Genomic DNA, 12480 nt, shown 5'->3' on the forward strand with positions numbered 1-12480 from the left:
CCTATGTCTCCGCCTGTTGCGCGGATGTGTTGTCGATCGCGGCCGGCTTCAAGCCCGCCTCGAGCGCCAGCGACAGCGCCTCGGCGAGATTGGCGACGGCCAGCCGCTCCATCATGTTGCCGCGATGCATCTCGACCGTGCGCAGGCTGATCCCCAGCCGCGCGCCGATCTGCCGGTTGGTTTCGCCTGCCAGCAAGCCCGTGAGCACGTCCGCCTCGCGCGCGGTCAGCTGCGCGACGCGGTCGCGCGCGTCGCGGCGGCGGCGCGAATCGCCCTGCCTTTCCTCCAGCACCCGGAACGCCTGCTCGAAGCAGCCGAGCAGGGCGCTTTCGGCGAACGGCTTCTCGATGAAATCGACCGCGCCCAGCTTCATCGCCCGGACCGCGCTCTTCACTTCGCCATGGCCGGTCATCACGATCACCGGCCAATCGACCTCGCGGCGACGCAGCTCCTCCATCACCTCGAAACCGTCGGGCTTCGGCATCCTGAGGTCGAGCAGGATGCAGCCGGGCTCAAGATCGCCCAGCGATTCGAGGAAATCGGCGCTCGCGCCGAACGGATAAGAGCGAATCTCGGCGGCGCCGAGCATGTAGCTCAGCGAGCGCCGCACGTCGCGGTCGTCGTCCACGACATAGACATAGGGCGAGATGGAATTTTGGACGTTCAATATGCTTCTTTCCGGCAGCCTGGCGGGACTTCGACCATTGGGCCATGACATCGATGAGGATCAAGTGGAAGCCCCGCAGGACCGTTCACGAACGACATCGCAAGGCAGTTCGCGGCCCGCTTGCTGCCTGGCCGCCATTCGTCGCCGATAAGGCACCTTCTGTCCCGGCGATGCCCCAATCGTTAATCCTCGCCGCGGAAAGTGCGGCAAAGCGCATGGCGGGCGCGACGAACGGACCCGATCGGGGCAGGCCAGCTTATTGAGACGACAGGACAAATTCCTTAGCTTTCGGACTTGAGCGGGGAGAATCTTGGGATGTCGCTTTCACGTCGGCAGGTGATCGAGGCTGGCGCCTCGGCCGGAGCGCTTGCGCTGCTCGGCAGCTCGCCATTGCTTGCCTCGGTCCTGCCGGCGCCGTCGGGCCGCGGCCGTCCCGACATGCGCGCCGCTGTGCCGGCGACGCCGCTTCAGCCCGCCCGGCCCCGCGTCACCGTCGATCCCAGCGTCGATCCGCGCATCGTCGCCCGCGCCCGCGCCGCCTTCGACCGGCATCGGGCCATGATCCGCCGCACCGAGGTCGTCGGCATCGTCGATTTCTCCAAAGTGTCGAGCGAACCGCGGTTCTACCTGCTCGACACCAACACCGGCCAGGTGACGCGACACCTCGTGTCGCATGGCCGCGGCTCCGATCCGGCGCATACCGGATTCCTGCAGAATTTCTCGAACCGGATCGGCTCCGAGGCGACATCCGAAGGCGCCTATCTCGTCGGCGTTTATTATGACGGCCATTATGGCCGCTCGATGCGGGTGCGCGGGCTCGACCACACCAATTACAATGCCGAGACGCGGGCGATCGTCGTTCATCCCGCCTGGTATGCCGAGCCGTCGATCATCAACACGCAGGGCCGGCTCGGCCGCAGCGAGGGCTGCTTCGCGCTTTCGGCCTCCAGTCAGCGCGAGACACTAGCGCGGCTCGGCCCCGGTCATTTCCTTTACGCCGCGCGCAGCGCCTGAGCCCTCATCGCCGTCGGCTTTCGCCAGCGGCGCGACCGCGGGCCCGTGAATCACGGAGCCATCCGGCTCGAAGCGCGAGCCGTGGCAGGGGCAGTCCCATGTCCGGTCGGTCTCGTTCCAGCCGACGATGCAACCCATATGGGAGCATACGGCCGAGACCGCGTGCAGCGTCCCGTCCTCGTCGCGGAAGCCGGCGACATTGTCGCCGTCGATCTTCAGGATCGCCGCCTCGCCGGCCTTGAACTCGTCGAAGCCGTGCAGCTTGCGCTGGAGGTAGCCGCCGACCAGCGCGCGCGCGACATGGGCGTTGCCGGCGGCGAACTCCTTCGCCGAGGCCAGCGGCTTCACCCGGCGGGCATCGAACAGCTTCAGCCAGGGATTGTCGCGGCCCTCGATCAGGTCGGCGATCAGGATCGCGGCGGCCGTGCCGGTCGAGATGCCCCAGGCGTTGAAGCCGGTCGCGACGAGCAGATGATCGTCGGACGAGGAGGATGGGCCGATGAACGGGGCATGGTCCATCGGGGTGTAGTCTTCATTGGTCCAGCGCCAGGCGGGCGTGACGCCGAAATGGCGGGCGGCGAAACGCTCGATCTCGGCGAAGCTCTCGCGCTCCTCGTCGACATGGCCATGGCGGAAGGACGGGCCGGTGAAGATCATCCAGTCCTCGCCCTCGGCGTCGCGATGGCCGCGCGTGGAACGGCGCGGCGTCTCGACGCTGATGTACATGCCTGGCGGCACGCGCCCGGCCTGCGCGGCCCCCATGATCACCGGGTGCATGTGGGGATAATTCTCGGCGAAGAAGAAACCGGTCCGGCCGAGCGGAAGATGCGTCGCCATGACGACATGGCGGGCGCGGACGCTGCCCTGATCGGTCGCGATCCGGCGCGCGTCCCAATCGATCACGCGCGAGCCTTCGTGGACCGCGCAGCCGTCGCCGGGGATCGTCGCTGCCAGGCCCTTCACATATCTGACCGGGTGGAACTGGGCCTGATCGTCCCAGCGCATTGCCGCGCAGACCGGGAAGGGCAGGCCGGTCTCGGTGGTGAGCGAAGCGGGGAGGGCGAGCTTCCTGGCAAGGGCGACCTCGTCCTCGATCCTCTGCACCTCGCCCTCGTCGCGCGTGTAGGTGAAGGCGGGCCGGCTCTCCAGGTGGCAGGAGATCGAATGGCGGGCGGCCAGCTCCCGGATCGCAGCGAGGCCGGCCTGGTTGGCCTCGGCATAGGCCCGCGCGCCATCCGCGCCGAACTTCCCCGCGATCGTCGTGTAGACGATATTGTGCTGCGAGGTGATCTTGGCGGTCGATTTGCCGGTGACCTCCTCGCCGATCCGGCGTGCCTCGACCAAGGCGACCGTGAGGCCGCGATCCTTGAGCAGCCGGGCGGTCGTGACGCCGACGATGCCGCCGCCGATGATCGCGACATCCACATTCAGATCGCCTCGAAGCGCAGGAAAGCCGACCTGCGGCGCGGTCGCGTTCCAGTAGGAACGATGATCGGTGTCGCGCGCCATGACCGCCTCCGGGTTTCGCCCCGGAGTGGACAACGGTCCTTGGCAGGCGGCGTTCCCGCCGCGTGTCGTTTAGCGGCTGGCCGTCGCCGCGCCGCCGGCGCGGTTCAATGCGGCGCGCACCGCGCTGTCGCGGCCGTAAATGTCGGCATAAGTGACGATATTGCCGTCATTGGTGCCGGCGGCGGTGAAATAGGCGATGTAGACCGGGATCCGGGTCGTCAGCGGCACCGAGACGGTCCGGCCCCGTTCGACCGCCTGATCGATCGCGCCGCGATTCCACTGGCCGGTCGCCTGAAGCAGCACCGCGGCGAAATCGCGGACATATTGGGTGCGGATGCAGCCATGGCTGAAGGCGCGCACCGGCCGCTCGAACAAGGCCTGGGCCGGCGTGTCGTGCAGGTAGATGGCGTGCGGGTTCGGCATCTCGATCTTGACCCGGCCGAGCGCGTTGCGCGGCCCCGGCGGCTGGCGGACGCTCATCCCGCCGCCAGCGCCGCGTGTGACCTGATAGCCGCCGCCGAAGCGGCCGCCCTGCTCGCGGATGATGCTCTGCGGCACGTTCCACCACGGGTTGATCGTCACGGCCGTTATCTCGGCGCTCAATTGCGGCGTCTGCGTCCGGCGCGCGCCGACGACGGTGCGATGGCGCACCGTGACCGAGCCGTTGTCGACGATCGCGGCGGTGAAGGCGGGGACGTTCACGATCACATGGCGCGCGCCCATGCTGCGCGGCATCCAGCGCCAGCGCTCCATATTGGCGCGGATGATCTCGCGGCGGGCGCGGTCCTCGGCCGGCGCCTGGGCAAGGGCGCGGCGCAGCAGCGCATATTGCGGATGGACCGGGTGCAGCCCGTCGAGGATCGCTTCCACCCCGCCCTGGGATGCGCGCGCGAGCAGCTCCTGTTGGCGCGCGGCACCGATCGTGACGTCGGGAAGATAGCTCTCGCCGCGGCCGTTGCCGCGCACCGCGCCGCCGGAAAGGTCGCGGGTGAGGCGGAGGAACAGCTGGGTCGCGACCGGCGTGATCGCACCGTCGTCGCCGGTGTCGATCGCGGTGCGCAGCCGATCCGGATTGTAGGCCGCCGGATCGAGCCCTTCCTCGCCGATCGCATCGACATAAGCGAGCAGCTCGCGCGCCGCTTCGCGCCGCCAGACCTGAACGGTCGGGACGACCGGAGGTATGGGCGTGGTCGGCGTTGCCGCCGGCTGACCCGCGGCGGGCGCGGCATTCTGGGCGAGCGCGGCGGTCTGGATTGCACCGGGCATGGTCGGCGAAGCCAGCGTGGCCGTGACGAGGAGGAGTTTGACCGAGCGTTTCATGGGGCGCGTTCTACGCGACCGCCGGGAATCGCGCTAGATGGTCCGACGCATTTCCGACAAATGTCAGGCCGGCGGGGTGCGGTGGACCCAGCCGAAATAAGCGGCGACCAGGGTCATAAGCGCGTGCAGCCAGATATCGTTGCCATAGAGCGGGAAGGCGTCCGAGAAAGGCACGAAGCCGAGGATGGTCAACAGCGCGAAGATCGCCGTCGTCGCCCGCGCGTAGAGGACGGAGCGGTGCCGGCTGCGCGCCGCGACGAAACCCCAGGCGCCGAGCAGGATATGGAAGATGTTGTCGAGCGCGCTGACCGGGAACAGGCCGAACAGCTGGTCGTGCGGCGTGTCGATCGCCAGCGGGTGAACCTCCGGCCCTGGCGTCAGCAATGCCGGAACGAAGCCCGCAATGCCGAGGAGGATCAACAAAGCCCCCAACGAGACCGGATAGCCGCGAAGGCGAATCGGCATCAGAGCCGCACTCGCCGCATGCCCGCCTCGTCATAGCGCGGGCCGGATACAGCGCCGGCGCCGTCCAACTCGGCGCGGTCGTCCGCGGTCAGTGACAGATCGGCGGCTTTGGCGCTGTCCTCCAGCGTGACGCGCCGCTTGACGCCGGGACTGGGGACGACGTCCTCGCCCTGGGCGAGCAGCCAGGCGAGCGCGATCTGGGCGGGCGACGCACCATGCCGCGCCGCGACCCGCTCGACGATGGCGACGAGCTTGAGATTGGCCCCGAAATTCTCCTCCGACCAGCGCGGGTCGTTGCGCCGCCAGTCGTCGGCGGGAAGATCGTCGCGGCTCCTGATCTGGCCGGTGAGAAAGCCGCGGCCGAGCGGGCTGTAGGGGACGAAGCCGATGCCGAGCGCGCGGCAGACTGGGAGAATGTCGTCCTCGACGCCGCGCTCCCAGAGCGAATATTCGGACTGCAGCGCGGCGATCGGATGGACCGCGGCGGCGCGGCGCAGCGTTTCCGGGCCCGCCTCGGACAGGCCGATGTGGCGGACCTTCCCCTCGCGAACCAGCTCGGCCATGCCGCCGACCGTCTCCTCGATCGGGACGTTCGGATCGACCCGGTGCTGGTAGAAGAGATCGATCGTCTCGATGCCCAGCCGCTGGAGCGAGCCTTCGCAGGCGCGGCGGGCATTGCCCGGGCTGCCGTCGATGCCGGTGATCTGAGCGCCGGCGTAGCTGAAGCCGAACTTGGTCGCGATCACGAGGCCGTCGCGCCGCCGCTCGATCGCGCGGCCGAGCAGCTCCTCGTTCTGGAACGGCCCGTAAATCTCCGCCGTATCGAAGAAGGTGATGCCGAGATCGATCGCACGGTGGATCGTCGCGATCGATTCGTCCTCGCCGGCGGCGGCGCCGTAAGTGATGTTGCCACCGGTCACCATCGGCATGCAGCCGATACCGAGGGCCGACACCGTCAGGCCGCCGAGGCTTCGGGTTTTCATGCGCCTTCCTCCAGCAACCTGTCCTCGCGGGTGTCGGCCTCGTCGGCTTCGAAGCCGCTCCGCCGCGCGACGGTCGCGGTCGCGGCGACGTCCATGGCGACATTGCCAAGGGTGCGGAACAGGTCCGGGACGACCTCGACCGCGATGAGGATGGCGAGCGGCTCGATCGGCACGCCCATCGCGATGCAGATCGGCGCGATCGAGGTGACGAAGCTCGCTTGGCCCGGAATGCCGACCGCGCCCATCGTCGTGGTCGCGGCGGCCGCGACGCCGACCGCCAGCATCGTCGGCGTGAGCTCGATCCCGAACCAGTAAGCGATGTAGATCGCCACCGCGAAGTTCATCACCGGCCCGGTCGCGCGGAAGATCGCGACCGCCATCGGCAGCACGACGCCGGCCGCGGCGGCGGGCACGTCGAGCTTTGCCGCGGCGCGCAGCATCGCCGGCAGGCAGGCGAGAGAGGATTGGGTGCTGATCGCCAGCGCCTGGGTGGGGGCGATGGCGCGGGTGAAGCGGCCGAGCGGAATGCGCGCGCCGAAGAACGCCAGGGGCCAGGCGGCGAGCCAGACCACGATCCCGACCGCCGAGACGATGACGACATAATGGAGCAAAGCGCCGAAGGCCGATCCGCCGGCCCGCGCGCCGACCACGAAAGCGAGCGCGAACACGCCGATCGGCCCGATCCACAGCACCCAGTTGATGATGACCAGCATCACATCGACGATGGACTGGAAGAAGCCGACCAGCCGCTCGCGCGGCTCCTCGGGCAAACGGGTGAGGGCAAAGGCGAAGACGAGCGTGAAGAGGATGAGGGGCAGGATCGCGTCCTGGCTCGCCGCCGCGATGACATTGGTCGGCACGATCGACTGCAGGAAATCCGCGAAGCTCGGCGCCGTGCCGACAGAAGCCGCGCCGGCCAGCGCGCCGCGCAAGGCCTGAGCCGCGTCGGGCGCGAGCGGAAAGAGATCGAGCAGCAAGGGCATCAGCAAGGCCGCGGTCAGCGCCGAGCACCAGAGGATCACGACGAACAGGACGATCGCTCTGGTGGCCAGCCGTCCGGCCCGCGCCGCCTCGGCGGAGGCGGCGACGCCGGTGATCAGGAAGGCGACGACGAGAGGCACGATCGTCATCCGGAGCGCATTCAGCCACATGCCGCCGATCGGCTCGGCGACGCCGATCGCGCCTTCCACCCAGGCCCCGCCGCTGGCGACGGCGAGGATGCCAAGCCCGAGGCCGAGGACGAGCGCGAGCAGGATGCGGGTCGCTTGGGACATCGGGCGGTCTTAACCGGCTCCGGTCCCTCGCGGAAGCGCGACCTCGCACTTTGCATGCGAGCGCGCTATCAGACCGGAATACGGGGCAAAAAAGGGCTTTTTCGTCGCATGACGCGCAAATTTTTCGGCACCGACGGCATTCGGGGCCGGACCAACCAGATGCCGATGACCGCCGAAATGGCGCTGAAGGTCGGCCAGGCGGCCGGCGCGCATTTCCTGCGCGGCGCGCACCGCCACCGGGTGGTCGTCGGCAAGGACACAAGGCTGTCCGGCTATATGATGGAGACCGCTTTGGTCGCCGGCTTCACCAGCGTCGGCATGGACGTGGTGATGGTCGGGCCGGTGCCGACGCCGGCGGTGGCGATGCTGACCCAGTCGATGCGCGCCGATCTGGGCGTGATGATCTCGGCCAGCCACAACAAGTTCGTCGACAATGGGATCAAGCTGTTCGGGCCGGACGGCTACAAGCTCTCCGACGAGGACGAGCTGGAGATCGAGGCGCTTATCGAGAGCCCGCCGGCGCTCGTCCCGGCCGAGGCGATCGGCCGGGCGAAAAGGATCGAGGACGCGCGCGGGCGGTATATCCACGCGGTCAAGCAGACTTTTCCGGCGCGGCTCAGGCTCGATGGCCTCAAGGTGGTGATCGATTGCGCGAACGGCGCCGCTTATCAGGTCGCGCCCTCGGCTCTGTGGGAGCTGGGCGCCGAAGTGACCGCGATCGGCGTCTCGCCCAACGGCCTCAACATCAACGAGGCCTGCGGGTCGACCGACATCGCCCTGCTGCGCCGGACGATCGTCGACGCCGGGGCCGATCTCGGTATCGCGCTGGACGGCGACGCGGACCGGCTGATCGTCGTCGACGAGAAAGGCAATGTGATCGACGGCGACCAGCTGATGGCGCTGATCGGCTCGTCCTGGCACCGTCGTGGCGCGCTAAAGGGTGGCGGCGTGGTCGCGACGGTGATGTCGAACCTCGGCCTGGAGCGGTTCCTGCAAGGCGAGGGGCTGACGCTGGAGCGGGCCAAGGTCGGCGACCGCTATGTGCTCGAGTCGATGCGCGAAGGCGGCTTCAACGTCGGCGGCGAGCAATCCGGCCACATCATCCTCACCGATCATGGCAAGACCGGCGACGGCCTCGTCGCGGCGCTGCAGGTGCTCGCTGAAATGGTGCTCGCCGGGCGGCCGGCGAGCGAGCTCTTGAACCTGTTCCAGCCGCTGCCGCAGCTGCTGAAGAATGTCCGCTTCGACGGCGGTGCGCCGCTGGAGGCGGAGACGGTCAAGGCCGCCATCTCGGCTGGGGAGACGCGGCTCGGCGCCGGCGGACGGCTGGTGATCCGCAAGTCGGGGACCGAGCCCTTGATCCGCGTGATGGCCGAGGGTGAGGACGAAGCCTTGGTCGGAGAAGTCGTGGAAACGATCTGCGAAGCGGTGAGGACGGCCTGATGTTGGAAATGAGACCCGATTGCGAACGCTGCGGACGCGACCTGCCGGCGGACCGGCATGGCGCGTTCATCTGCTCGTTCGAATGCACCTTCTGCGCCGCCTGTACGGACGCTCTGGAGGAACGCTGCCCCAATTGCGGCGGCGACCTGCTCGAACGCCCGATGCGCGTCGGCGCCGCGCTTGAGCGCAACCCGGCCTCGACCGAGCGCCGCTTCAAGCGGTGACGCCGCCGCGCATCCTGATCATCGCCGGCTCGGACTCTGGAGGCGGCGCGGGGATTCAGGCGGACATCAAGACGGTGACGATGCTGGGCGGCTACGCGATGACCGCCGTCACCGCGCTCACCGCGCAGAATACGCTGGGCGTGCAGGATGTGATGCCGGTTCCAGCCGAGTTCGTCGCGGCGCAGGTCGATTCGGCGCTCGATCTCGGGGTGGACGTGGTGAAGATCGGCATGCTGGCGACGCCGGAGATCGCGCGGACGGTCGAGACGCTGCTGCGCTTCACCTTCGACAATGTCCCGATCGTCTTCGATCCGGTGATGGTCGCGACCAGCGGCGACGCGCTCAACGAGGACGGAACGTTCGAGGCGCTCTGCGCGATCGCCGAGCTGGCGACGGTGATCACGCCGAACCTCATGGAACTGGAGCTGCTCGCCGACCGGGCGATCGGCTCGGACGATGAACTGGAAGTGGCGGCGCGGGCGTTCGCCGACGACAGCGGCCGGGCCGTTCTCGCCAAGGGCGGGCATCTCGAGGGCAATCTGCTCACCGACATTCTCGTGCAGCCGGACGGCCAGGTCCGCCGCTGGACCGACGCGAGGATCGAAACGCGCCATACGCACGGCACCGGTTGCACGCTGGCCAGCGCGATCGCGACGGGGCTCGGCCACGGGCTCGCGCTGCCGGAGGCGGTCGATCAGGCGCGGGCCTATGTCCGGGCGGCTCTGCTTGCCGCGCCCTGCTTTGGGGAGGGCAACGGGCCGGTCGGCCATACGCTCGGTGAGGTTCCGCTCGAGCTTATCAACAGGAAAAACAACTGAGATTCCAGCTTTCGCTGGCATGACGGTGCGTGGATTCTTAAGGGCGCGTCATGGCCCGGCCGTGTTTCAAGCTGGAGAAAATCCATCCTGATCCGCTTGCCGGCGTGGACGAAGCGGGGTGCGCCCCGCTCGCTGGGCCAGTGGTCGCGGCGGCGGTCATTCTGGATCGCAACAGGTTTCCGCGCGGCATCGACGATTCGAAGGTGCTCCGGAGAGAAGCCCGCGAGGCGATCTATGCCCGGCTGATGAAAGTCGCGGTCTGCGGCGTCGGCCTGGCGACGGTCGAGGAGATCGACAGCCTCAACATCTACTGGGCGCGGATGCTGGCGATGAGCCGGGCGGTCGACGCGCTCGGGCTCGATCCGGCGATGGTGCTGGTCGACGGCAATCGCTGCCCGCGCTGGGAGCGGCCGTCGGTCGCGATCGTCGCCGGCGACGCGAAATGCCGCTCGATCGCCGCCGCCTCGATCGTCGCCAAGGTCACCCGCGACCGGATGATGCTGGACTATTCGCGCGCCTATCCCGGCTATGGCTGGGAGACGAACCAGGGCTATCCCACCCCGGCGCACCAGCGCGCCCTGCGCGCTCTCGGCCCGACGCCGCTCCACCGCCGCAGCTTCGCGCCGGTGCGGCAGCCCAATCTCGGGCTCTGAGTCTTTCGCGCCACACTGCTGTCGGTGGGGCTTCGCCGAGGATGTCGCCCACCACATCTAGGGGGGACTCGTTTCGTTCCCGTCACCCGCAACGGCCTGTTAACCATATCCTGCAAGTGTCTGATCTTGACCATGGAGTCCTTGTGACTCAGCATGGCCGTCCGAACCTGGGGGGCGGTGGATATGAGCGTGATGGGGCGCGTCGGCCGGATGCGGTCGAGCGAGGCGGAGACGAAGCCGGAGCTGCCGCTCGGCCGGATCATCCAGGGCGATTGCGTCGCGGCGATGAAGCACCTGCCCGACGCCTGCGTCGACATGGTCTTCGCCGATCCGCCCTATAATCTGCAGCTTGGCGGCGACCTGTTCCGGCCCGAGGGAAGCCGGGTCGACGCGGTCGACGACGCCTGGGACAAGTTCGACACCTTCCAGGCCTATGACGACTTCACCCGCGCCTGGCTGGCCGAGGCGCGGCGCATATTGAAGCCCAACGGCACGCTCTGGGTGATTGGCTCCTACCACAACATCTTCCGGGTCGGCGCGGCGCTCCAGGACGCGGGCTACTGGATTCTGAACGACATCATCTGGCGCAAATCGAACCCGATGCCGAACTTCCGCGGCACCCGCTTCACCAATGCGCACGAGACCCTGATCTGGGCGTCGCGCAGCGAGGACAGCCGCTACACCTTCAACTATCGCGCGATGAAGGCGCTCAACGACGAGCTGCAGATGCGCTCCGACTGGGTGATCCCGATCTGCGCCGGCGCGGAGCGCGAGAAACAGGACGGGGCCAAGGCGCATCCGACCCAGAAACCGGAAGCCCTGCTGTACCGCGTGCTGCTCGCCTCGACCAAGCCCGGCGATGTCGTGCTCGATCCCTTCTTCGGCACCGGCACGACCGGCGCGGTGGCGCGGCGGCTGGGCCGCGCGTGGATCGGGATCGAGCGCGAGGGGCGCTATATCGAGGTCGCCAGGGCGCGGATTCAATCGACGCTGCCGCTCGACGAGAGCGCGATGCGCACGATGGGGGCGCGCGCGAACCAGCAGAAGGTGCCGTTCGGTGCGCTGGTGGAAAGCGGCTTGATCGTGCCCGGCGCGGAGCTGACCGATTCGAAGCGCCGCTGGCGGGCGGCTGTGCGCGCCGACGGCACGCTGGAAATCGCCGGGACACAGGGGTCGATCCACAAGATCGGCGCCGGTCTCCAGAACGCGCCTTCCTGCAACGGCTGGACCTTCTGGCATGTCGAGCGGGAAGGGGCGCTGGTGGTGCTCGACACGCTCCGGCAGGACTATCTCGCCGCGCTGGCTTAGAGTCGGCGGATGACCGGCCGAATCTATCTCCGCCCCACCGGCTTCGTCGATGCGCCGTTCGGACATGACGGCAAGGTCGCGCGGCTCGCGGGCGGCCTGAACTGGTTCTCAGCGGTGGAAATCATCCTTGGGAATGAGGCCGAGCTGGTTTCAGTCGAAGGGATCGAAGAGCGGCTAAACAGCCTGGGCGATGAAGCCAGGCTGACCTGGGCCAACATCACGTCGCCACGCCCTTCGCTGTCGCTCGGCGAGCGGATCGTCCGCCTCGATCAACCGCAGGTGGTTGGCATACTCAACGCCACGCCGGATAGTTTTTCCGACGGCGGACGATTTGCCGATTCAGAAGCCGCGATCCAGGCCGGGCATGACATGGCGGCGGCGGGTGCGGCGATCGTCGATGTCGGCGGCGAATCGACTCGGCCCGGGGCGAAGGCCGTGTGGGAGGGCGACGAGACTGCGCGGGTCGAACCGGTGGTGCGGCGGCTCGCGGCGGGCGGCGTCGCGGTCTCGATCGACAGCCGCAAGGCCAGCGTGATGGAGGCGGCGCTGGGCGCGGGCGCGGCCCTGGTCAACGACGTGTCGGCGCTGACTTGGGACCCGAACGCAGCGGCGGTGATTGCGCGCGCCGGCTGCCCAATCGTGCTGATGCATCACAAGGGCGATCCGGCGACGATGCAGGACGATCCGCGCTATTACCGGCCGGTGCCGCTCGAAGTCTATGACTGGCTGGAGGAGCGTATCGCGGCGGCGACGACGGCCGGGATTGCACGCGAAAAGATCATCGTCGATCCGGGCTTCGGCT

Annotated in this window: 13 protein-coding genes; 7 read left to right on the forward strand and 6 right to left on the reverse strand. The window is 68.3% G+C overall.

The genetic code is table 11. The features are described 5' to 3' along the window. Position 1: 1 nt before the first annotated feature. Positions 2 to 667, reverse strand: a complete 666-nt coding sequence (locus tag ACT4N3_RS13205) for a response regulator transcription factor (protein WP_444855689.1) — start codon at positions 665 to 667, stop codon at positions 2 to 4. A gap of 315 nt (positions 668 to 982) precedes the next feature. On the opposite strand from ACT4N3_RS13205, the gene ACT4N3_RS13210 reads away from it, so the two are divergent. Continuing rightward, positions 983 to 1681 carry a murein L,D-transpeptidase catalytic domain family protein gene (locus tag ACT4N3_RS13210; RefSeq protein ID WP_444855690.1) on the forward strand — a complete coding sequence of 233 codons (699 nt, stop codon included), beginning with the start codon at positions 983 to 985 and terminating at the stop codon, positions 1679 to 1681. Here the strand turns inward: ACT4N3_RS13210 and ACT4N3_RS13215 are convergent. The 5 genes from ACT4N3_RS13215 to ACT4N3_RS13235 all read right to left on the reverse strand — a co-directional run bounded on the left by ACT4N3_RS13215 (position 1631) and on the right by ACT4N3_RS13235 (position 7232). Continuing rightward, positions 1631 to 3190 (reverse strand): FAD-dependent oxidoreductase, encoded by a 1560-nt coding sequence (locus ACT4N3_RS13215; RefSeq protein ID WP_444855691.1) that lies wholly within the window; start codon positions 3188 to 3190, stop codon positions 1631 to 1633. The two genes, ACT4N3_RS13210 and ACT4N3_RS13215, sit on opposite strands and share 51 nt — an antisense overlap. Positions 3191 to 3259: 69 nt before the next feature. Further along, complete coding sequence (locus tag ACT4N3_RS13220; RefSeq protein WP_444855692.1) at positions 3260 to 4510, reverse strand: L,D-transpeptidase family protein; 1251 nt, start codon at positions 4508 to 4510, stop codon at positions 3260 to 3262. A gap of 63 nt (positions 4511 to 4573) precedes the next feature. Continuing rightward, positions 4574 to 4975 (reverse strand): DUF4383 domain-containing protein, encoded by a 402-nt coding sequence (locus tag ACT4N3_RS13225; protein ID WP_444855693.1) that lies wholly within the window; start codon positions 4973 to 4975, stop codon positions 4574 to 4576. Then, positions 4975 to 5958, reverse strand: coding sequence for an aldo/keto reductase (locus tag ACT4N3_RS13230; protein ID WP_444855694.1), 984 nt, complete (start codon positions 5956 to 5958; stop codon positions 4975 to 4977). The genes ACT4N3_RS13225 and ACT4N3_RS13230 overlap by 1 nt, the downstream gene beginning before the upstream one ends. After that, complete coding sequence (locus ACT4N3_RS13235) at positions 5955 to 7232, reverse strand: dicarboxylate/amino acid:cation symporter (protein ID WP_444855695.1); 1278 nt, start codon at positions 7230 to 7232, stop codon at positions 5955 to 5957. Before ACT4N3_RS13235 ends, ACT4N3_RS13230 begins: the two co-directional genes overlap by 4 nt. 108 nt (positions 7233 to 7340) lie before the next feature. On the opposite strand from ACT4N3_RS13235, the gene glmM reads away from it, so the two are divergent. The 6 genes from glmM to folP all read left to right on the forward strand — a co-directional run. Beyond that, the gene (glmM, locus tag ACT4N3_RS13240; RefSeq protein WP_444855696.1) at positions 7341 to 8675 is read left to right on the forward strand and encodes a phosphoglucosamine mutase; all 1335 of its coding nucleotides are present in this window, start codon (positions 7341 to 7343) and stop codon (positions 8673 to 8675) included. Further along, positions 8675 to 8899, forward strand: coding sequence for a DUF1272 domain-containing protein (locus tag ACT4N3_RS13245; RefSeq protein ID WP_444855697.1), 225 nt, complete (start codon positions 8675 to 8677; stop codon positions 8897 to 8899). The genes glmM and ACT4N3_RS13245 overlap by 1 nt, the downstream gene beginning before the upstream one ends. Then, complete coding sequence (gene thiD, locus ACT4N3_RS13250) at positions 8896 to 9717, forward strand: bifunctional hydroxymethylpyrimidine kinase/phosphomethylpyrimidine kinase (RefSeq protein WP_444855698.1); 822 nt, start codon at positions 8896 to 8898, stop codon at positions 9715 to 9717. Before ACT4N3_RS13245 ends, thiD begins: the two co-directional genes overlap by 4 nt. Positions 9718 to 9767: 50 nt before the next feature. After that, the gene (locus ACT4N3_RS13255; RefSeq protein ID WP_444855699.1) at positions 9768 to 10370 is read left to right on the forward strand and encodes a ribonuclease HII; all 603 of its coding nucleotides are present in this window, start codon (positions 9768 to 9770) and stop codon (positions 10368 to 10370) included. A gap of 183 nt (positions 10371 to 10553) precedes the next feature. Continuing rightward, positions 10554 to 11678, forward strand: a complete 1125-nt coding sequence (locus ACT4N3_RS13260; protein WP_444855703.1) for a site-specific DNA-methyltransferase — start codon at positions 10554 to 10556, stop codon at positions 11676 to 11678. 9 nt (positions 11679 to 11687) lie between these two features. Then, a partial coding sequence (gene folP / locus ACT4N3_RS13265) for a dihydropteroate synthase (protein WP_444855700.1) occupies positions 11688 to 12480 on the forward strand: 793 nt, incomplete at its 3' end.

Origin of the sequence: Sphingosinicella sp. (genome assembly GCF_052388015.1) — a bacterium.
GTDB lineage: Bacteria > Pseudomonadota > Alphaproteobacteria > Sphingomonadales > Sphingomonadaceae > Allosphingosinicella.

Coding starts and splice junctions, on each gene's coding strand:
- ACT4N3_RS13210 (WP_444855690.1), top strand. CDS start 983: ATGTCGCTTTCACGTCGGCAGGTGATCGAGGCTGGCGCCTCGGCCGGA.
- ACT4N3_RS13215 (WP_444855691.1), bottom strand. CDS start 3,190: ATGGCGCGCGACACCGATCATCGTTCCTACTGGAACGCGACCGCGCCG.
- ACT4N3_RS13220 (WP_444855692.1), bottom strand. CDS start 4,510: ATGAAACGCTCGGTCAAACTCCTCCTCGTCACGGCCACGCTGGCTTCG.
- ACT4N3_RS13225 (WP_444855693.1), bottom strand. CDS start 4,975: ATGCCGATTCGCCTTCGCGGCTATCCGGTCTCGTTGGGGGCTTTGTTG.
- ACT4N3_RS13230 (WP_444855694.1), bottom strand. CDS start 5,958: ATGAAAACCCGAAGCCTCGGCGGCCTGACGGTGTCGGCCCTCGGTATC.
- ACT4N3_RS13235 (WP_444855695.1), bottom strand. CDS start 7,232: ATGTCCCAAGCGACCCGCATCCTGCTCGCGCTCGTCCTCGGCCTCGGG.
- glmM (WP_444855696.1), top strand. CDS start 7,341: ATGACGCGCAAATTTTTCGGCACCGACGGCATTCGGGGCCGGACCAAC.
- ACT4N3_RS13245 (WP_444855697.1), top strand. CDS start 8,675: ATGTTGGAAATGAGACCCGATTGCGAACGCTGCGGACGCGACCTGCCG.
- ACT4N3_RS13255 (WP_444855699.1), top strand. CDS start 9,768: ATGGCCCGGCCGTGTTTCAAGCTGGAGAAAATCCATCCTGATCCGCTT.
- ACT4N3_RS13260 (WP_444855703.1), top strand. CDS start 10,554: ATGAGCGTGATGGGGCGCGTCGGCCGGATGCGGTCGAGCGAGGCGGAG.